Source organism: Streptomyces sp. UW30, assembly GCF_008042075.1.
Taxonomy (GTDB): domain Bacteria; phylum Actinomycetota; class Actinomycetes; order Streptomycetales; family Streptomycetaceae; genus Streptomyces.
In genome coordinates this window covers 443,003-462,812 of the sequence record NZ_RDBN01000037.1, presented here as the reverse complement: position 1 = coordinate 462,812, position 19,810 = coordinate 443,003, and the positions used below count along the sequence as shown (strand labels likewise).

The 19,810-nt window shown below is 69.7% G+C and carries 16 protein-coding genes; 7 read left to right on the top strand and 9 right to left on the bottom strand.

The features are described 5' to 3' along the window. Positions 1-205: 205 nt before the first annotated feature. Positions 206-1,426, bottom strand: a complete 1,221-nt coding sequence (locus tag EAO75_RS20685) for an NYN domain-containing protein (RefSeq protein ID WP_147996554.1) — start codon at positions 1,424-1,426, stop codon at positions 206-208. Between the two features lie 245 nt (positions 1,427-1,671). Here EAO75_RS20685 and EAO75_RS45980 point away from each other — a divergent pair, with 245 nt between their 5' ends. Then, positions 1,672-1,836 (top strand): hypothetical protein, encoded by a 165-nt coding sequence (locus tag EAO75_RS45980; protein WP_187284526.1) that lies wholly within the window; start codon positions 1,672-1,674, stop codon positions 1,834-1,836. Positions 1,837-1,930: 94 nt separating this feature from the next. On the opposite strand, the gene dnaE is transcribed toward EAO75_RS45980, so the two are convergent. Next, positions 1,931-5,470 (bottom strand): DNA polymerase III subunit alpha, encoded by a 3,540-nt coding sequence (dnaE, locus tag EAO75_RS20680; RefSeq protein WP_147996553.1) that lies wholly within the window; start codon positions 5,468-5,470, stop codon positions 1,931-1,933. Between the two features lie 201 nt (positions 5,471-5,671). On the opposite strand from dnaE, the gene EAO75_RS20675 reads away from it, so the two are divergent. From EAO75_RS20675 to EAO75_RS20655, 5 genes are all read left to right on the top strand, one after another. After that, on the top strand, positions 5,672-6,997 hold the full coding sequence (locus EAO75_RS20675; RefSeq protein ID WP_147996552.1) for a DUF2252 domain-containing protein: 1,326 nt from the start codon (positions 5,672-5,674) through the stop codon (positions 6,995-6,997). A gap of 89 nt (positions 6,998-7,086) precedes the next feature. Next, positions 7,087-7,785: a hypothetical protein gene (locus tag EAO75_RS20670; protein WP_147996551.1), complete on the top strand. Its 699-nt coding sequence runs from the start codon at positions 7,087-7,089 to the stop codon at positions 7,783-7,785. Between the two features lie 76 nt (positions 7,786-7,861). After that, positions 7,862-8,674: a thioredoxin domain-containing protein gene (locus EAO75_RS20665; RefSeq protein WP_147996550.1), complete on the top strand. Its 813-nt coding sequence runs from the start codon at positions 7,862-7,864 to the stop codon at positions 8,672-8,674. Positions 8,675-8,755: 81 nt separating this feature from the next. Continuing rightward, on the top strand, positions 8,756-10,417 hold the full coding sequence (locus EAO75_RS20660) for an alkaline phosphatase D family protein (RefSeq protein ID WP_147996549.1): 1,662 nt from the start codon (positions 8,756-8,758) through the stop codon (positions 10,415-10,417). Between the two features lie 318 nt (positions 10,418-10,735). Next, the gene (locus tag EAO75_RS20655) at positions 10,736-11,728 is read left to right on the top strand and encodes a zinc metalloprotease (protein ID WP_147996548.1); all 993 of its coding nucleotides are present in this window, start codon (positions 10,736-10,738) and stop codon (positions 11,726-11,728) included. A 2-nt stretch (positions 11,729-11,730) separates the two neighbouring features. Here EAO75_RS20655 and EAO75_RS20650 read toward each other — a convergent pair whose 3' ends face one another. After that, a complete protein-coding gene (locus tag EAO75_RS20650) occupies positions 11,731-12,300 on the bottom strand; it encodes a dienelactone hydrolase family protein (RefSeq protein WP_147996547.1) in 570 nt (189 codons plus the stop codon). Between the two features lie 94 nt (positions 12,301-12,394). Between EAO75_RS20650 and EAO75_RS20645 the strand changes: the two genes are divergently transcribed. Further along, complete coding sequence (locus EAO75_RS20645) at positions 12,395-13,525, top strand: mechanosensitive ion channel family protein (protein WP_147996546.1); 1,131 nt, start codon at positions 12,395-12,397, stop codon at positions 13,523-13,525. 5 nt (positions 13,526-13,530) lie between these two features. On the opposite strand, the gene EAO75_RS20640 is transcribed toward EAO75_RS20645, so the two are convergent. The 6 genes from EAO75_RS20640 to EAO75_RS20615 all read right to left on the bottom strand — a co-directional run bounded on the left by EAO75_RS20640 (position 13,531) and on the right by EAO75_RS20615 (position 19,270). Further along, positions 13,531-14,271, bottom strand: a complete 741-nt coding sequence (locus tag EAO75_RS20640; RefSeq protein WP_147996545.1) for an SDR family NAD(P)-dependent oxidoreductase — start codon at positions 14,269-14,271, stop codon at positions 13,531-13,533. A gap of 38 nt (positions 14,272-14,309) precedes the next feature. Then, positions 14,310-15,896, bottom strand: coding sequence for a Na+/H+ antiporter (locus EAO75_RS20635; RefSeq protein ID WP_147997991.1), 1,587 nt, complete (start codon positions 15,894-15,896; stop codon positions 14,310-14,312). An 89-nt stretch (positions 15,897-15,985) separates the two neighbouring features. Beyond that, complete coding sequence (locus EAO75_RS20630) at positions 15,986-16,456, bottom strand: GNAT family N-acetyltransferase (protein WP_147996544.1); 471 nt, start codon at positions 16,454-16,456, stop codon at positions 15,986-15,988. Next, positions 16,453-17,397, bottom strand: coding sequence for an RluA family pseudouridine synthase (locus tag EAO75_RS20625; RefSeq protein WP_147996543.1), 945 nt, complete (start codon positions 17,395-17,397; stop codon positions 16,453-16,455). The genes EAO75_RS20630 and EAO75_RS20625 overlap by 4 nt, the downstream gene beginning before the upstream one ends. A 74-nt stretch (positions 17,398-17,471) precedes the next feature. Next, positions 17,472-18,065, bottom strand: coding sequence for a signal peptidase II (gene lspA, locus EAO75_RS20620; protein ID WP_147996542.1), 594 nt, complete (start codon positions 18,063-18,065; stop codon positions 17,472-17,474). Between the two features lie 71 nt (positions 18,066-18,136). Continuing rightward, positions 18,137-19,270, bottom strand: coding sequence for a TraR/DksA family transcriptional regulator (locus tag EAO75_RS20615; protein ID WP_147996541.1), 1,134 nt, complete (start codon positions 19,268-19,270; stop codon positions 18,137-18,139). Positions 19,271-19,810: the final 540 nt, after the last annotated feature.

Below are 19,810 nucleotides of genomic sequence, written 5' to 3'. Positions count from 1 at the left end.
ACCGTGCCGAAATACCTGTGCCGCGCGCGTACTCACAAGGGACGAGACTACGGGGTCGGGACCCCTGCTCGGCTCCCGGGGCGGCCGGTCGTCACAAATCGCCTGCTCGCCGCCCGAAATCCACCGGCCGCCATAAAACCGCCGCAACGGCGCTCAACCCCTACGGCACGGTCCGGCGGATCCTGATGGACCGCGACCCGCCGGATCACTCGCCCGCCGGCGCATGCTCCGCGGCCGTCCGCACATCGATCTCCCGCCAGAACCCGGCCCGGATCGCATACCGGTCATGCTCGTCGATCTGGTCGTCCTTGTGGGCGAGCAGCCCGAAGCGGGCCGCGTACCGGAGCAGCTCGCCGTCGATCCGGTGCGGAATGCGCGGATACATCCCGGAGAGCCGCTGGAGATGGCTCTGGTCCCCCAGCCGCCCCATCCACCGCCGGGCGAAGACCTGCCCCACCTCGTACGGATCGCCGCCGACCGTGGTGATGTCCTCCTCCCGGTCGGCCCACCGCTGTTCCGCCGTGGTCAGCTGTGCCAGCGTCGGCATGGACGCGGCCTCGGCCGACTCCGCCGTGCCCCCGGGCCGGTCGACCCACCCTTTGTCGGAGGACCAGCGCAGTGTCGCGCTCGTCGGGTGCTGGGCGGGCTGGACGCCGGGCGCGCGCAGGGCGGCGAGGTCCTTCGGCGTGGGCACGCCCTTGGGGGCCGGCACCCGCTCCTGTGTGCCGTTCTCCGAGGCGGTGGCCGGTGCGGCGTGTTCGCCCTCCGCGGTGCGCCGCTCGGTCGCGGCGCCGAGCGCGGAGTCGGGCAGCGGGGCGGACAGGATCGCGGCGATCTCGGGCCGGGGCACGGGCGGCGGTGCGCACACGCCGGTGAGCTCCTTGGCGCGTACGGCCTTGGTGATCCACGTACGGTCCAGCACGCGCCGTTCGTCGGCCTCGGCGACGAGATCCTCGGACTGGTTGTAGTCACCGTCGGCGGCCTGTACGGCCCACAGGTGGACGGCGACTCCGTGCTCCTTGGCGGCCATCATGCCCGGCAGCAGATCGCCGTCGCCGGTCACCAGCACCACGTCGGAGCAGGCGCGGTTGCGGGCCAGCTCCGTGAGCTCGGCGTGCATCGCGGCGTCCACGCCCTTCTGCGCCCAGCGGCCGTCGCTGCGGGTCAGGGCGCCGAGCCGGACGGTCACCCGAGGCATCACGCGCAGCCTGCGGTGTTCGGGCTGGGGGACGCGGTCGGGGGCGCCGTCGAACCAGTAGATGCGCAGCRACGGCTGCTGGGTGTCTGACTCGGCGCGTTCACGCAGCCCCTGGATGAGGGCGGCATGGTCGACGGTGATCCGGGACCGGGAGGGTTCCCCGGCGAGCAGGCTGGCGGCGGCCCCCAGCAGATACCCGGCGTCCACCAGGACGATGCAGCGGTCCACACGACTCACCCTCTTCCCGGGAGGTTTGCTTCGGGCTTCCTTCGAGTCTGCCCGACCGCGCGGGGGTTAACGGGCCGAACTCGATCTTCGGCGTGGCGTTTCGAGGCATGAGATCCACGGCGCGCCATGTCTCACGCCCCGACAACCGCTGTCACGCACGGTAATTATCCGAAATGCGTTCTTTGTCAGCTTATGTGAGTCTGGTCGCGGCCCTGGCCCCTAGTTCCCCACAGGAGGCAATCACCATGGCCAAGAACAAGAAGCAGGACCGGAAGCAGCCGCAGTCCGAGCGTGGTCAGCAGCAGGCCCAGCAGTCCGCGATGGAGTCGCAGACGGAGCAGCGCGCCACGCAGGTCACCCCCGGCGACATGGCCCGCAAGGGGCGCCAGAAGCGCTTCGGTCACAACTGACATCTGCATATCGGGTTGTTGAGACCCAGGCACACACAGAAGGGCGCGTCCCCCGCGGGACGCGCCCTTCTCACGTTCTGCTCGCCGTCGCGGCTCAGCCCGCCAGGCAGGACGGCCCGAGCAGCACCTTCAGGTCTCCGAACAGCGCCGGGTCCGGCTTCACACGGTGCCGGTCCAGCCGCAGCACCGTCGTCCTGGTCGGGCCCTGGAGCTTGATACGGACTTCGCTGTCGCCCTTGTGATGGCTGAGGATCTCGCCGAGGCGGTTGATCATCGGCGGGGTGACCCTGGTGGCCGGGATGGTGAGGATCACGGGCGCGTTGGTGCCCGCGTTGGACAGGTCGGGGACCTGGAGCTCCATCGCGACCAGCCGCGGCACGTCCTCGCGCTTGTCGAGGCGGCCCTTTACGAACACGACGGCGTCCTCGACGAGTTGGGTCGACACGAGCTGGTACGTCGCCGGGAAGAACATGCACTCGATGGAGCCGGCGAGRTCCTCGACGGTGGCGATGGCCCAGGCGTTGCCCTGCTTGGTCATCTTGCGCTGCAGGCCCGAGATGATGCCGCCGATGGTGACGACCGCGCCGTCCGCGTGCTCACCGCCGGTGAGCTGGGCGATGCCCGCGTCGGCCTTGTCGGACAGCACGTGCTCCAGGCCGAAGAGGGGGTGGTCGGAGACGTACAGACCGAGCATCTCCCGCTCCTGGGCGAGCAGATAGGTCTTGTCCCACTCGTCCTCGGTGAAGACGACGTCGAGTCCGAAGCCGGGCTCGTTGCTCTCCTCCTCGCCCATGCCGCCGAAGAGGTCGAACTGGCCCTCGGCCTCCTTGCGCTTGACCGCGACCACGTTGTCGATCATCGGCTCGAAGTGTGCGGTGAGGCCCTTGCGGGTGTGGCCCAGGCTGTCGAACGCGCCCGCCTTGATCAGCGACTCCGTGGTCCGCTTGTTGCACGCGGTCGCGTCGACCTTGTCGAGGTAGTCGGGGAAGGAGGCGTACTTGCCCTTGGCCTTGCGGCTCTTGATGATCGACTCGACCACGTTCGTGCCGACGTTGCGCACGGCCTCCAGGCCGAAGAGGATCACGTCGTCGCCCTGGGCGGCGAAGTTGTGCACCGACTCGTTGACGTTCGGCGGGAGCACCTTGATGCCCATGCGGCGGCACTCGTTCAGATAGACGGCCGACTTGTCCTTGTCGTCCTTGACCGAGGTCAGCAGCGCCGCCATGTACTCGGCGGGGTGGTTCGCCTTCAGGAAGGCGGTCCAGTACGAGACCAGTCCGTACGCGGCGGAGTGCGCCTTGTTGAACGCGTAGCCGGCGAAGGGGACCAGCACGTCCCACAGGGCCTGGATGGCTTCGTCGCTGTAGCCGTTCTTCTGGGCGCCGGCCTGGAAGATGGTGAAGTTCTTCGCCAGCTCGTCGGGCTTCTTCTTGCCCATGACTCGGCGGAGGATGTCGGCCTCGCCGAGCGAGTAGCCCGCGATGATCTGCGCGGCCTTCTGCACCTGCTCCTGGTAGACGATCAGGCCGTAGGTGACGTCCAGGACCTCCCGGAGGGGCTCTTCGAGCTCCTTGTGGATCGGGGTGATCTCCTGGAGCTTGTTCTTGCGCAGGGCGTAGTTGGTGTGCGAGTCCATGCCCATCGGGCCGGGACGGTAGAGCGCGGAGACGGCGGAGATGTCTTCGAAGTTGTCGGGCTTCATCAGGCGCAGCAGCGAGCGCATGGGGCCGCCGTCGAACTGGAAGACGCCCAGGGTGTCGCCGCGCTGGAGCAGGTCGAAGGTCGTGGGGTCGTCCAGCGGGAGGCTGAGGAGATCGATGTCGATCCCCTTGTTGGACTTCACCATCTTGACGGCGTCGTCCATGATCGTCAGGTTGCGCAGGCCCAGGAAGTCCATCTTCAGCAGGCCGAGCGACTCACAGCTCGGGTAGTCCCACTGCGTGATGGTCACGCCGTCGGTGTGCCGCACCCAGACCGGGACGTGCTCGGTGATGGTCTCGCTGGACATGATCACGCCGGCCGCGTGCACACCCATCTGCCGGACCAGGCCCTCGACGCCCTTGGCGGTGTCGATGACCTTCTTCACATCCGGTTCGTTCTCGTACATCCCCCGGATCTCGCCCGCCTCGCTGTAGCGGGGGTGCGAGGGATCGGTGATGCCGTTCAGGTCGATGCCCTTGCCGAGGACGTCGGCGGGCATGGCCTTGGTGAGACGGTCACCCATCGCGTACGGGTAGCCCAGCACGCGCGCGGAGTCCTTGATCGCGTTCTTGGCCTTGATCTTGCCGTAGGTGCCGATCATGGCGACCTTGTCGGCGCCGTACTTCTCCGTCACGTACCTGATCACCTCGACGCGCCGACGCTCGTCGAAGTCGATGTCGACATCGGGCATCGAGATGCGCTCGGGGTTGAGGAACCGCTCGAAGATCAGACCGTGCGGGATCGGGTCGAGGTCGGTGATGCCCATGGCGTACGCGACGATCGAACCGGCCGCGGAGCCTCGGCCGGGGCCGACCGCGATGCCGTTGTTCTTGGCCCACATGATGAAGTCGGCGACGACGAGGAAGTAGCCGGGGAAGCCCATCGAGATGATGACGTCCATCTCGTACTCGGCCTGCTTCTGGCGGTCGTCGGGGATGCCGCCGGGGAAGCGGCGCTCCATGCCGCGGCGGACCTCCTCCTTGAACCAGGTGACCTCGGTGTAGCCCTCGGGGATGTCGAACTTCGGCATCAGGTTCCGGGACTCGAACATGCCGTCGGTGTCGACCATCTCGGCGATCAGGAGCGTGTTGGCGCAGCCCTCCTGCCAGGCGTCCGAGGAGTCGATGGCGTACATCTCGTCCGTGGTCTTCAGGTAGTAACCGGTGCCGTCGAACCTGAAGCGGTCCGGGTCGGAGAGGTTCTTGCCGGTCTGGATGCACAGCAGGGCGTCGTGGGCGGTCGCCTCGTGCGCGTACGTGTAGTGCGAGTCGTTGGTGACCAGCGGGGGGATGCCGAGCTTCTTGCCGATCTCCAGCAGGCCGTCGCGGACCCGGTGCTCGATCTCGATGCCGTGGTCCATCAGCTCCAGGAAGTATCGGTCCTTGCCGAAGATGTCCTGGTAGTCGGCGGCCGCCTTCAGTGCCTCGTCGTACTGGCCGAGGCGCAGCCTGGTCTGGAGCTCGCCGGAGGGGCAGCCGGTGGAGGCCACGATCCCCTCGGACCACTGGGCGATGGTCTCCTTGTCCATCCGGGGCCACTTCTGGAGCCAGCCCTCGGCGTAGGCGTCCGAGGACAGCCGGAAGATGTTGTGCAGGCCCGTCTTGTTGACGGCCCACATCGTCTTGTGGGTGTAACCACCGGAACCGGAGACGTCGTCGCGCTTCTGGTGCGGCTGGCCCCACTGGATCTTGCGCTTGTTGCGCCGGGACTCGGGGGCGACATACGCCTCGATCCCGATGATCGGGGTGATTCCGGCCTTCTTCGCGGTGTGGAAGAAGTCGTACGCCCCGTGGAGGTTGCCGTGGTCGGACATGGCGATGTGCGTCATGCCCATCTCATTGCACGCGTCGAACATGTCCTTCAGCCGCGCGGCACCGTCCAGCAGTGAGTACTGGGTGTGGACGTGCAGGTGCGTGAACGGCGGCTTTGACACGGCTTGGCCTCCATGGAAAACGCTCGGTGACAGGCGGACGGACACTTCTGGGGACAGCGTCGAAGTCTATGCCTCGGCACTGACACTCGCGGGGCTCCCCCGCGTACCTTCACAGCGAGGGTCGCGGGCACTTTCCCGCGGGCCCGCCCGTTGGATACGACAGAAACGCTGTCGTACACATGCACCAGGAGGCACCCAGCGATGTCGGTCCCCCAGCTCAACGACGAGCAGCGCGGCGACGAGATCCTCGCCGTCTTCGACACCGCCTTCGGCGAGCTCCTGGCCGCCGATCCGGCCGCGTTCCGCGTGAAGTTCCGGAAGATGGCGGCCTCGGCCTTCGCGTTCTACCGCGGCACGGCGTGCCTCTTCTACAACGACCTGGATGCCGAGAAGCGCGGCGGCCCGTACCTGGACGAGCGCACCTCGCGCGTGTGGATCCACGGCGACCTGCACGCGGAGAACTTCGGCACGTACATGGACGCCAACGGCCGGCTGATCTTCAACGTCAACGACTTCGACGAGGCCTACGTCGGCCCCTTCACCTGGGACCTCAAGCGCTTCTCCGCCTCGATCGCCCTCATCGGGTACGCCAAGGCGTTCGGCGACGACCAGATCAGCGAGCTGGTGCGGATCTACGCGGGCGCCTACCGCGAGCGCGTGCACGCCCTGGCGACCGGCGCCAAGAGCGACGAGGTGCCGCCCTTCACGCTGGACACCGCCCAGGGCCCGCTCCTGGACGCGCTGCGCGACGCCCGCGCGCTGACCCGCTTCGGGCTGCTGGACTCCATGACGGAGATCCGTGACTTCGAGCGCCGCTTCGCCCCCGGCGGCGGCTCCATCGAGCTGGACGCGGCCACCCGCTACAAGGTGCTCGCCGCCTTCGACGGCTACCTGGAGACGCTGCCGGACGCGTCCCTGGACCGCCCCGACTCCTACCGGGTCAAGGACGTCGTCSGCCGCCGCGGCATCGGCATCGGCTCGGCCGGGCTGCCGTCGTACAACATCCTGCTGGAGGGCCACACCGACGCCCTCGAGAACGACGTCGTGATCTACATCAAGCAGGCCCAGACCCCGGCCGTCTCCCGGCACATCACGGACCAGGCGCTGCGCGACTACTTCCAGCACGAGGGCCACCGCACGGTGATCTCCCAGCGCGCCCTCCAGGCGCACGCCGACCCGTGGCTGGGCTGGACCGAGCTGGACGGCGCGGGCCAGCTGGTCGCCGAGGTCTCGCCGTACGCGGTCGACCTGGACTGGGGCGACATCGACGACCCGGAGGAGATCGCGTCGGTCGTCGCCGACCTCGGCCGGGCCACGGCCACGATGCACGCGGCGGCGGACGACACCTCCGGCGAGTCCCTGGTGCCGTTCTCCACCGAGCGCGCCATCGACGCGGCCATCGCGGCCGACGAGGACGGCTTCGCGGAGCTCCTGGTCGACTTCGCGCACGGCTATGGCGCACGCGCGCGAGCCGACCACCAGATCTTCGTGGACCTGTTCCGCAACGGCCGGATCCCGGGTCTGTGACCGAAGGGCCGCTCACCGACGCTCCCCGGCCACTCACAGGCATCCTTTAGGGGTCCTTTACAGGACCACGTGACACACTCTCCTCCGCTATGGACATATCCGGGACCCAGCTGCGAGCCGTACGCGCGGCGCTGTTCACGTCACTCGTCGTGACGCTCAGCACCGCGTCGCACGTGCTGCTGTCCCGGGCACCCCTGCCGCTGAACACGGTGGCCCTGCTCACGGCCGCCGTGTTCGTCCTCGCCTACGCGCTGGCCGGCCGCGAGCGGACCTTCGGTCGGATCGCGGTTCTCCTGATCCCGCTGGAGCTGGCCGCCGACACGATCCTCACCACCGGCCAGCACGTCTGTTACGGCAGGGCGGGCGGCCCGGTCGCCGGCCCGCTGGCGTCGGTCGGCTGGGACGTCCTCTGCGGCGACGGCACCCAGGTCGGCACCCCGCTGGCCCAGGTCACCGGCACCGACCCCGACCGGCTCGGCGGTCTCCTGGCCCATGTCGACCCGGCCACCGCCTGGCTTCTGCTCGGCGCCCACATCGGCGTCGGCCTCCTCGCCGCCGCCTGGCTGCGCCGCGGCGAGCGGGCCCTGGCCCAGCTGCTGAGCGCGGTCGCGGCGACGACGTTCCGGCCGCTGCTGCTGGCGGTCGCCGCGGTGGCGGTCCCCATGACCGCCCCGGCCCGCCGCCTGCCGCGCCCCACCGGCCGTGCGGCCACTTCCCGCAGCCGCCTCCTCGTGCACTCCCTGGGACGACGTGGACCGCCGTGCTCGCCCGCCTTCACCTGCGCGTGAACAGCATCTGAGCACCACAGCCCACCCATACGTATCCCGCACACGACGTGTGCGTGTCCCCATGGAGATCACCAACATGAGCAAGCGGAACAGCCAGGCCGCGAAGACGGCGGCCCGAGAGCGGCTGCGCATCGAGCGCGAGCGCGAGGCGAAGCGGGCAAAGATCAAGCGCCAGCTGATCGTCGCCGGCTCCATCGTCGGCGTCCTCGCGATAGCAGGCGGCATCAGCTACGCGGTCGTCCAGGGCAACAAGCCCGGCTACTGGGAGGCGGCGAAGGACGAGAAGCTGGTCAAGCCGGCCAACACCACCGGCAAGAACGGCACGACCGTCGTCATCGGCGAGGACAGCGCCAAGAAGACCCTCGTGATGTACGAGGACCCGCGCTGCCCGGTCTGCGCCACGTTCGAACAGACCGTCGGCTCGACCGTCGACAAGGACGTCAAGGACGGCAAGTTCAAGGTCCAGTACGTCGGTGCGACCTTCCTCGACAACGGCCTGAGTGGTGAGGGCTCCAAGAACGCCCTCAGCTCCCTCGGCGCCGCGCTGAACGTCAGCCCCGAGGCGTTCCTCCAGTACAAGACCGCGATGTACTCGGCCAAGTGGCACCCGGCCGAGACCGACGACAAGCTCAAGGACGACGCCTACCTGATCAAGATCGCGGACACGGTCGACGCCCTGAAGGGCAACAAGGAGTTCCAGAACGCCGTGAAGAACGGCACCTACGACAAGTGGGCGCTGGAGATGTCGGCAACGTTCGACGACAGCGGCGTGAAGGGTACGCCGACCCTGAAGATGGACGGCAAGACGCTCACCGGCGCCGACGGGAAGAACGCGCCGATGACGGTGGTCGACTTCAACAAGGCGCTCGAGTCGGCCCTCAAGGGCTGAACCGAACCTTCAGGGGAAGAGCGGGCGAACTTTTGTGAGTTCGCCCGCTCTTGTTCATACCAGTCAGTAACCTGATCGGCTGTGACCAGTCGATACAGATCACCAGAGCAGCACAACTCCCTCGCCCCTCGCCGCCGTACGGTCGTCAAGGCCGCGGCGGCGACGGCTGTCCTGGCGGGTCCGCTCGCCGCGGCGCTGCCCGCCGGCGCCGCCGAAGCGGGCCCCGCCTTCCTGCACGGCGTCGCCTCCGGTGACCCGCTGCCCGACGGCGTCCTGCTGTGGACCCGGGTGACGCCGACCGCCGAGGCGACGCCCGGCTCCGGGATCGGGCGTCCCACCGAGGTCAGTTGGGTCGTCGCCCGGGACAAGGCGCTGACCAGCATCGTCGCCAAGGGCTCGACCACCGCGACCGCCGCCTCCGACCACACCGTCAAGGCGGACATACGGGGCCTGGAACCGGCCACCGACTACTGGTTCCGCTTCTCGGCCGGCGGCACGGACTCCCCGGTGGCGCGCACCCGCACCGCGCCGGCGGCGAGCGCCTCCGTCTCCGGCCTGCGCTTCGGCGTGGTCTCCTGCGCCAGTTGGGAGGCCGGCTACTTCGCGTCGTACCGCCACCTCGCCGCCCGCAGCGACCTGGACGCCTGGCTGCACCTCGGCGACTACATCTACGAGTACGGCTCCGGCGAGTACGGCACGCGCGGCACCGTCGTACGGCAGACCGCGCCCACCCACGAGATCCTCACGCTCGCCGACTACCGCACCCGGCACGGCAAGTACAAGACCGACCCGGATCTCCAGGCCCTGCACGCGAAGGCGCCCGTCATCGCGATCTGGGACGACCACGAGATGGCCAACGACGCCTGGTCGGGCGGCGCCGAGAACCACACCGAGGGCACCGAGGGCGGCTGGGCCGCGCGTCAGGCCGCCGCCAAGCAGGCCTACTTCGAGTGGATGCCCGTGCGCCCGGCCATCGCGGGCACCACCTACCGGCGCCTGCGCTTCGGCAAGCTCGCCGACCTGTCCCTGCTGGACCTGCGTTCCTTCCGCTCGGAGCAGGTCAAGGTCGGCAACGGCGACGTCGACGACCCGGACCGCACGCTCACCGGCCGCGCCCAACTGGACTGGCTGAAGGCGGGCCTGAAGTCCTCCGACACCACCTGGCGGCTGGTCGGCAACTCGGTGATGATCTCGCCCTTCGCCATCGGCTCCCTCTCCGCGGACCTGCTCAAGCCGCTGGCCAAGCTGCTGGGCCTGCCACAGGAGGGCCTCGCGCTCAACACCGACCAGTGGGACGGCTACACGGACGACCGCCGCGAGCTGCTCGCCCACCTGCGCTCGAACGCGATCCGCAACACCGTGTTCCTGACCGGCGACATCCACATGGCGTGGGCCAACGACGTGCCGGTCGACGCCGGTACCTACCCGCTGTCCGCCTCCGCCGCCACCGAGTTCGTCGTCACGTCGGTCACCTCCGACAACCTCGACGACATCGTGAAGCTCCCCGAGGGCACCGTCTCCGCACTCGCCTCGCCGATCATCCGGGCCGCCAACCGGCACGTCCACTGGGTCGACACCGACCGCCACGGCTACGGCATCCTGGACATCACGGCCGACCGCGCACAGATGGACTACTACGTCCTGTCCGACAAGACGAAGCAGGACTCCAGCGCGTCCTGGGCACGTTCGTACCGCACCCGCACCGGCACGCAGAAGGTCGAGCGCACCTACGACCCTGTGTAAGCCCTGTGCCCCATGGTCGATTTTCGGCCACTCCTGGCCCGATTGCGGGCCGTTAACCGGAGATCACATCGCTACGGCGGGTGGTGCGAGTCGCGTCCCGAATACGGACACACCACCCGCCCGGGCAACGGAACCCGTTACGCCGCGATCTCACACTCCGGACAGTTGATCATTCACTTACCCCAAATACCCCCATCTGCCGGGTATTTGATTGGGCCTGATCGATTCTCTTCGGCCATGGGCATGTCCACGTAATCTCCGGGCGACGGCCAGGAAGACCCCTGCGCCCCCTCCCCAACGCATCAGCCAGGAGTCAGCATGCGTGTACTTGCCCGGATATCCCCCTCTACGCGCAGACGTGTTCTTGCCACGACTGCCGTGGCCGGAACCTTGATGCTCACTCCTCTGTCGGCGCCCACCACAGTCGCAGCGGCCCAGGCTCCGGCCGCCGACTGCGCCGAGGAGAGCGGCCACGCCGCGGCCCGCGAGGCCCACCCCGGACACGGCGGCGAGGCCGTCGCCGAGCCCAACGAGGTCAGCGCGGCCAAGGCCCAGGCGATGGACGCCGATCTGCGGAAGAAGCTCGACAAGCTGCCCGCCACCGGCAACCGCAGCCTCGCGGCGGCCGCCTCGACCACCATCCCGGTCTACTTCCACGTCATCCACGACGGCGCGACCGGGCAGCTCGACTCCGCCGACATCAACGCCCAGATCAACGTCCTGAACGCGGCCTACGCCGGCCAGGGCACCGGAAACGTCGACTCCGGCTACCAGTTCACCCTCGCCGGCACCGACTACACCGACAACGCGGCCTGGTACGGCGTCGGTTACGGCTCGCCGGAGGAGAAGGCGATGAAGTCCGCCCTGCGCAGGGGCGGCGCGAACGCGCTCAACGTCTACACCGCCAACCTCGGCGACGGTCTCCTCGGCTGGGCGACCTTCCCCAGCTCCTACAAGTCGAGCCCGTCCATGGACGGCGTGGTCCTCCTCGACGCCTCGCTGCCGGGCGGCTCGGCCACCCACTACGACGAGGGCGACACCGCGACCCACGAGGTCGGCCACTGGATGGGCCTGTACCACACCTTCCAGGGCGGCTGTAACGGCAACGGCGACTACGTCGACGACACCCCGGCCGAGAAGAGCGCCGCGTACGAGTGCCCGGAGGGACGCGACACCTGCACCCGCAAGGCGGGCGCGGACCCGATCCACAACTTCATGGACTACACGTACGACCTCTGCATGTACCAGTTCACCGCGGGCCAGGTGACCCGCATGCAGCAGAACTGGGCGGCGTACCGAGCGGCGGGCTGAGCCTAGAGGGACTCCAGGAAGCCGAGCGCCACCCGCCAGGTGGCCTCGGCGGCCTCCTCGTCGTAGTCCGGCAGGTCGGGATCGGTGTAGAGGTGGCCGGCCCCGGCGTATCTGTACACCTCGACATCGGCGCCCGCCCGGCCCATCTGGAGATACCAGGCGCTCAGCCAGTCGTCCGTCTCGAACGGGTCCGGCTCGGCGACATGCAGCTGCACCGGCAGATCGTCCACCGAGGCGTTCGCCGCGATGTCCGACGTGCCGTGCACCAGCAGCAGTCCGCGCGCCTTCTCGTCACCGAGGCCGAGGGTCTGGGCGACGGAGGCGCCGAGCGAGAACCCGGCGTAGACCAGCCCCCGCTCCGAGTAGGGCGCGGCGGCGAGCACGGCCCGCTTCAGCAACTCGTCCTTGCCGACCGAGTCGTTGAACGCCATGCCCTCCTCGACCGTCTCGAACGTGCGCCCCTCGAAGAGGTCCGGCGTCCACACCTCGTGTCCGGCGCCGCGCAGCCGGTCCGCGGCCTGACGCACCGCGGGCCTGAGGCCATAGGTCGAGTGGAAGAGCATGATGTTCATGAGGCCATCGTGCCAGCCGGGTCCGACAACGCCGTGACCACCGCCTCACCGATGCCCATGTTCATGACCCCCCTCGGCTGGTTACGTTCGAGGCATGGAGAACGTACTCCGCCCGCTGATCGTCATCGGCGGCTCGGTCCTGCTCACCCTGATCATCGGGTGGGCCACCGACCGTCTGATGCGCAAGGCCGACGAACGGCACAGTGAGACAACCCTGTGGGGTCTGCTGCGCCACGCCCGCTTCCCCTACCAGCTCGTCCTGTGCACAGCCCTGCTCAGAGGGTCCTACGACGAGGCCGAGCTGCTCCAGGAGCACCATGTCGGCATCGGCCGGGTGCTGACCCTGGTGCTGATCGGAGCGGCGGCCTGGCTGGCGATCCGGATCGCGGCGGCGGTCGTGGAGACCACGTACAGCCGTTACGCCCGGGTCCACCGCGATCCGGCCCGGGTCCGCCGGGTGCGCACCCAGGTGACGTTGATCATGCGCGTGGTGTCGGCGGTCGTCGGCGTCGTCGCGGTCGCGGCGATGCTGCTGACGTTCCCGGCGATGCGCGCGGCCGGTGCCTCGCTGCTGGCCTCGGCCGGCATCCTCGGCATCGTCGCCGGTGTCGCGGCCCAGTCCACGCTGAGCAACATGTTCGCCGGGCTGCAGATCGCCTTCGGCGACATGGTGCGCATCGGGGACACGGTCGTGGTGGACGGCGAGTGGGGCACCGTCGAGGAGATCACCCTGACGTTCCTGACGGTGCGCACCTGGGACGAGCGCCGGATCACGATGCCCGTGTCGTACTTCACGTCGAAGTCCTTCGAGAACTGGTCGCGCGGCGGCGCCCAGATGACCGGCACCGTCTTCCTCCACGTCGACCACTCGGCGCCCATGGAGGCCATGCGCGAGCAGCTCCGCGACATCCTGCGCGGCTGCCCGGCGTGGGACGGCCGCGACTACGGCCTGGCCGTCACCGACTCCACGCCCAGCACGATGGAGGTGCGGGCTCTGGTCACGGCGAAGGATGCGGACGACCTGTGGACCGTCCGGGTCACGGTGCGCGAGCAGCTGATCCACTGGCTGACCGAGCGCCACCCGTACGCGCTGCCGCGCGTCAACGCGACGGACGCGGTCCTGCCGCCCGGCTTCCCCGTCCCCGGCCCCGTCACGGGCCGTCTCCCGGCCCGCCGCACCCACCAGCACGACCACCAGCCGACGGCGCGCCCGGACCGCCCCTGAGCGTCTCAGTGGCCGCGCTCGGCTCCTCCGTTGACCTGGATGATCTGCGAGGTGATGTGCCCGGCCCCGTGGGACGCCAGCCAGTGCAGGGTCGCGGCGACGTCCCCCGACGCACCGGCCCGCCCGGTCGAGGTCTCCCCGACGAGCCGCTCACGCCGCTCCTCGTCCATGCCGTCGCCGAAGAACTCGGTGTCCTCGACATAGCCGGGCGCGACCACGTTCACGGTGATCCCGCGCGGCCCCAACTGCCGGGCCAGATCATGGGCGTACGGATGCAGCGCGGCCTTGGACGCCGCGTACGCCCCGCTGCCGGACCCCCGGAAGGCGGCGATGGAGCCGATGAACAGCACCCGCCCGCCGGGGTCGGCGAGCCGGTCCTTCAGGGCCTCGGTGAGCAGGGCCGCGGTCAGGGTGTTGAGGCCGAAGTTGAGGGTCCAGTTGTGCAGGACGACGTCGAGGGGCTCGTCGCTGTCCACCTTGGGCTCCCGATGCCCGGAGCCGCCGGCGCTGTGGATCAGCACGTCCACGGTGCCGAGCTCCGCCGCCACGAACCGCTCCACGCCCCGCACGCCGCGTGGCCTGCTCAGATCCGCCGCGTAGGTGAGGGCCCCGGGCACATCCGCCCGCTCCAGCACCTCGGCGCGCCGCCCGAGCAGGAGCACCCGGTCCCCGTCCGCCGCGAACAGCCGGGCCGCGGCGAGCCCGATTCCGGTACCGCCACCACTGATGACAACGTTGCGAGCCATGATCAGATCGTACGAAGCCAGGGCCGCCCGCGGCGAGGTCAGCGCAGACTGCGCACGTCCAAATGCCGCAGCACCCGGTCCACCACCTCCGGGTCGGCCCCCGGTTCGCTGCGCGCCGCCAGCACCTCGTGCCGCGCGGCGCTGAGCATCTCGCCCTGGATCCGCCGCACCCGCTTCAGCCGCCGCGCCCGCTGCCGATGCGCCTCCCGCCGCTCGTCCTCGCCCATGTCCGGGCTGATCCGCAGCCCGATGTCGAACGCCCGCCGCAGCATCTGCTCGGACAGCTCCTCCGGCAGGTCCTCGACGGCCTCGATCTCCCTGAGCCGCCCCTTCGCCGCCTTCGCCGCACGCACCGCCAGCTGCTTCTCGAACTCCTTCTCGCGCTCGCTGTCGGCCCGCACACCGAGCCGTTTCACCAGCCAGGGCAAGGTCAGCCCCTGCACCAACAGCGTTCCCATGATCACCCCGAACGCGATGAAGATGATCTCGTTGCGGTTCGGGAAGGGATCGCCCGAGTCGGTCTCCAGCGGGATGGCCAGCGCCAGGGCCACGGACGCCACGCCCCGCATCCCCGACCACCACATCACGACGGTCTCGCGCCAGCTCATCGGGACCTCTTCGTCGTAGTCCCGCTTGGCGTGCATGCGCTTGGTGAGCCAGGTGGCCGGCAGCAGGTACAGCAGCCTCACCACCACGACGACGCCGACCACCATGGCCGCCCAGCCGAGCAGCTCGTCCCAGCGCCCGGACGCGGTACGCACCGCGATGTGCAGTTCGAGCCCGATCAGCCCGAAGGCGACGCCGGTGACCAGCGTGTCGACGATGTCCCAGAAGGTGTGCCCGGCGAGCCGCGTCATCACGTCGTCGGCGTCGGTGGCGTACTCGGCGAGGAACAGGGCCGTGACCAGCACGGCGAGCACTCCGGAGCCGTGCAGCTCCTCGGCCAGCACATACGAGGCGTACGGCACGAGCAGCGAGAGCCCGATCTGGAGGGTCGCGTCCCCCAGCATGTCCATCAGCTTGTTGGCGCCCCACCCGAGGGCGAGCCCGACGGCCAGCGCGACGACGGCGGAGAGCACGAGATCGAGTCCCGCCTCCCACGCGGTGAAGCTGCCGCTCACGGCGGCGGCGATGGCCACGTGGTACAGCACGATGGCCGTCACGTCGTTGAAGAGCCCCTCGCCCTCCAGGATGGACACCAGGCGCCTCGGCAGCCCGAGTTGCCCGGCGACGGCGGTCGCGGCGACCGGATCGGGCGGCGCCACGAGCGCGCCCAGCGCCACGGCGGCGGCGAGCGGCAGCCCCGGCACGATCGCGTGGGCGACCGCGGCCACACACAGCGTCGTGACGAACACCAGCGCCACGGCGAGCAGGAAGATGGGCCGTACGTTCGCCGCGAACTGCCGCCACGAGGTCCGCCGTACGGCCGCGTACAGCAGGGGCGGCAACAGCAGCGGGAGGATCAGATCCGGCGGCACGTCGACGTTCGGTACGAACTCCAGCAGCGCCAGTACGATCCCGAGCAGCGTCATCAACACCGGCGCGGGCAACCCGGACCGTTCCCCCACCGGGACACTCACCACGGCCCCGAGCAACAGCACGAACAACAGGGCCAACTGATCCACGGTCAGCGCTCCGGTGACATCGGCGTCCACATGGCAGGCCTCAAGCCTGCCACGCCGCCCTTCTCACCAGCGCCTACGAGCCCTCTTGGCTACAGCGCGCGCCGCATCGCCCGGTGCGGTATCCCCGCGTCGGGGAACTCCGCCCCGTACGCCACATAGCCCAGCCGCTCGTAGAACCCCATGGCGTGCGTCTGCGCGTGCAGGTCCACGGCCGTGAGGCCACGCGCGCGTGCCGCGTCCTCTATCGCCCGCACCAGAGCCACCCCGACGCCGAGGCCGCGGGCCTCCTGCGTCACGGCGAGCCGCCCCAGCGCCCCCACCGACAGGTCGCCGTCGGTCCTGGCCGCGGCCGCCTCGCCGTACAGCAGCCGCCCGGTCCCGAGCGGCCGGCCGTCCTCCCGGACCGCCAGGACATGCACGGCACCGGCGTCATGGGCGTCGTACTCGATCTCCTGCGGGACGCCCTGCTCGACGACGAAGACCTCCTTGCGCACCGCGAAGCACGCCTCACGGTCGGCGGGATCCTCGGCGACCCGCACGGCATACGACGGTGCGCTCATCCCCAGGTCTCCTCGCGCACCTGGTCCAGGGCCTGCTGGAGGTCGGCCGGGTAGTCGCTCTCGAACTCCGCCCACTGCCCGTCCCCCGGGTGCTCGAAGCCGAGCCGCACCGCGTGCAGCCACTGGCGGGTCAGCCGCAGCCGCTTGGCGAGCGTGGGGTCGGCGCCGTAGGTCAGGTCACCGACGCAGGGGTGCCGGTGGGCCGCCATGTGGACGCGGATCTGGTGGGTGCGCCCGGTCTCCAGCTTCACGTCGAGCAGAGAGGCCGCGCGGAACGCCTCGATCAGGTCGTAGTGCGTGATCGACGGCTTGCCGTCGGCCGTGACCGCCCACTTGTAGTCGTGGTTCGGGTGGCGGCCGATCGGGGCGTCGATGGTGCCGCTGGTCGGGTCGGGGTGCCCCTGGACGAGCGTGTGGTACCGCTTGTCGACCGTGCGCTCCTTGAACTGGCGCTTGAGCGAGGTGTACGCGCGCTCGGACTTGGCGACGACCATGAGACCCGAGGTGCCCACGTCGAGCCGGTGCACGATGCCCTGGCGCTCGGCGGCCCCGGACGTCGAGATCCGGTACCCGGCCGCGGCCAGCCCGCCGATCACCGTCGGCCCGCTCCAGCCCGGCGACGGATGGGCGGCGACGCCCACCGGCTTGACGATCACGACCACGTCATCGTCGTCGTGCACGATCTCCATGCCCTCGACCGGCTCGGCGACGACCTGCACCGGCGCGGGCGCGCCCGGCATCTCGACCTCCAGCCAGGCCCCGCCGTGCACCCGCTCGGACTTCCCGACCACCGAGCCGTCGACCGTGACCTTCCCCGCCGCGGCAAGCTCCGCGGCCTTGGTACGGGAGAAGCCGAACATGCGGGAGATGGCGGCGTCTACACGCTCGCCCTCCAGGCCGTCGGGCACGGGCAGGGTGCGGATCTCGGGAATGGTGCTCACCCGACGAGTATGCCGGACTGCGCCGAGAGCCCCGTACGGAGCCTGTGGAAAACCCTCTCGGGCTCCTGGTGGGATCAGTCCTTGTGGACGGTGCCGTCCGGGTCCAGACCTCGGAACGAGAGCAGCACGATCAGGATGCCGCCGCACACGATCGCCGAGTCGGCGAGATTGAACACGGCGAAGTGCTTGGGCGCGATGAAGTCCACGACCGCGCCCTCGAAGACGCCCGGCGAGCGGAAGATCCGGTCGGTGAGGTTGCCGAGCGCACCGCCGAGCAGCATGCCGAGCGCGATCGCCCAGGGCAGGCTGTACAGCTTGCGGGCGAGCCGGGCGATCACCACGATCACGGCCGCCGCGATCACCGTGAAGATGATGGTGAAGGCCTCGCCGAAGCCGAAGGCGGCGCCCGCGTTGCGGATCGCCTCGAACTTCAGCCAGTCCCCGATGATCTCGATCGGCGGGTGGTGCTCCAGCTTGGCGACCACGATCATCTTGCTGATCAGGTCGAGGGCGTACGCGAAAACGGCGACCCCGAACAGCACCGCGATCCGGCGCTTGCCCCGGGGCCGCTCGGCCGCGGCGCCCTGCGACGCGTCGTCGCCCGACGACTCGGCCGCCGCCGGCTCTGGGGTATCCGGCGTACCGATGATGCGCTCCGCCTCTGCCACGTGAGTCCCTCGACCTAGGTACCTGACTGAGGACGAGAGTACGGCACGTCCCCGGGGGCCCGGGGCACCGGTCAGTACCGCCGTTCCTGCTTCTGCTTGCACTCCACGCACAGGGTCGCGCGCGGGAACGCCTGCATCCTGGCCTTGCCGATCGGGTTGCCGCAGTTCTCGCACAGACCGTAGGTGCCCGCGTCGAGCCGTTCCAGGGCGCGCTCGGTCTGGGTGAGCATCTCGCGGGCGTTGGCGGCGAGCGCCAGCTCGTGCTCGCGCGTGATGTTCTTGGCGCCGGTGTCGGCCTGGTCGTCGCCCGCGCCGTCCCCGGAGTCGCGCATCAGGCCGACGAGGGACTCCTCGGACGTCGTGATCTCGTCGCGCAGCCGCACCATCTCGGCCGTCAGCTCGGCCCGTGCCTCCTCGACCTCCTCCTCGGTCCAGGGGTCCTCACCGGGGCGTACCGCGAGCTCGCCGGGCTCCACCGCCGCGGCGATGCGTGCCTTGGGAACGGCGGTCTTGGCCGCCGTGGCCGTGCCAGGGGTCTTCTTCGCAACCACCGTCGTGGCTCCCGTCTGCTCCGCGGCCTGCGCCGCGCCCACCTTCTTGACCCTGCTCTCGGCGACCGTGCGTTTCCCGGCCGCGCTCTTCTTGGCGGTGCTCTTGGTGCTCTTGGTGGCGCTCTTGGCGACGCCCTTCCCGGAGGCGCTCTTCTCGGCGCTCTCGGGGACTCCGTTCTCCGGGACGCTCTTCCTGGAGCCACGCTTCGCGGGAGCGCTCTTCGTCGAGACGCTCTTCTCGGAGGCGCTTCTGTCGACAGCGCCCTCTTCCACGCCGGCCTTCTCCTTGGCGGCGCTCTCCTTGCCGGCCCCTGCTTTCCCGGCCTCCTGCTCCGGCCCCTTCCTGGCCGGCTTCTCGGCCGCGACCTCCTTGGCCAGCTTCTTCGACACGACCTTCTTGCCCACTGCGGTGGGAGCCGCCGCCCTGGCAGCGACCGTCTTCTTCTCAGCCGACCCCTTCTCAGCCGACTTCTTCCCGGCCTTCGTCTTCCCGGCCGCTTTCTTCCCAGCAGCCTTCTTCGCCGCCTCCGCGGCACCCCCCTGCGCGCCCTTCCTCCCGCCGACATCCTCGGCCGCATCGCCGGAGGCGCCCGCACCGGCATGTGTGGATCTGCTCGACGCCGACTGCTGTACGGCGGTCTTCTTCGCCACCATGCCGCGGCCCCTTCACATATTGTGATCTTGCTCGCGAATCGTGCTGGGACGATAAATCGACTTGAGTCCCGCGGCAACGGGGCACACCGCCCGATTCGCCCGCCTCGCGCATGCCGCGCGGCCGACCTGCATGCGTTGTGCCCAGCTCCCCGCGGGGTATGCAGCAGAGCCGGACGTCCCAGATTCCGAACACGCGTACCGCACCATTCGGGTCACCGCGCCCCGGCCTCCTCCCCTCGCCGCAGGTCCGGGAAATCCGGTCGGCCGCTGTCCGTGCGGCGCCGTACACTGGGCGGAGCGAAAAGCGTGGATGGGGACGAGTAGCGGCGTACGCAGCCCAGAGCGACCCGGGGACGGTGGAAGCCCGGGGGCGAGCGCGACGTGAAGATCACCCCGGAGCCGCCGGAAGAAAGCCGCAGTCGAACAGCAGCGGCCGTAGAACCGGCATCGCGACCCCAATGAGGGGGCTCGCCGACGCACACCCCGCGTCGGAGGGCCAAGGAGGGTGGTACCGCGGGAGCGCGCCGAAACCGGCGTACC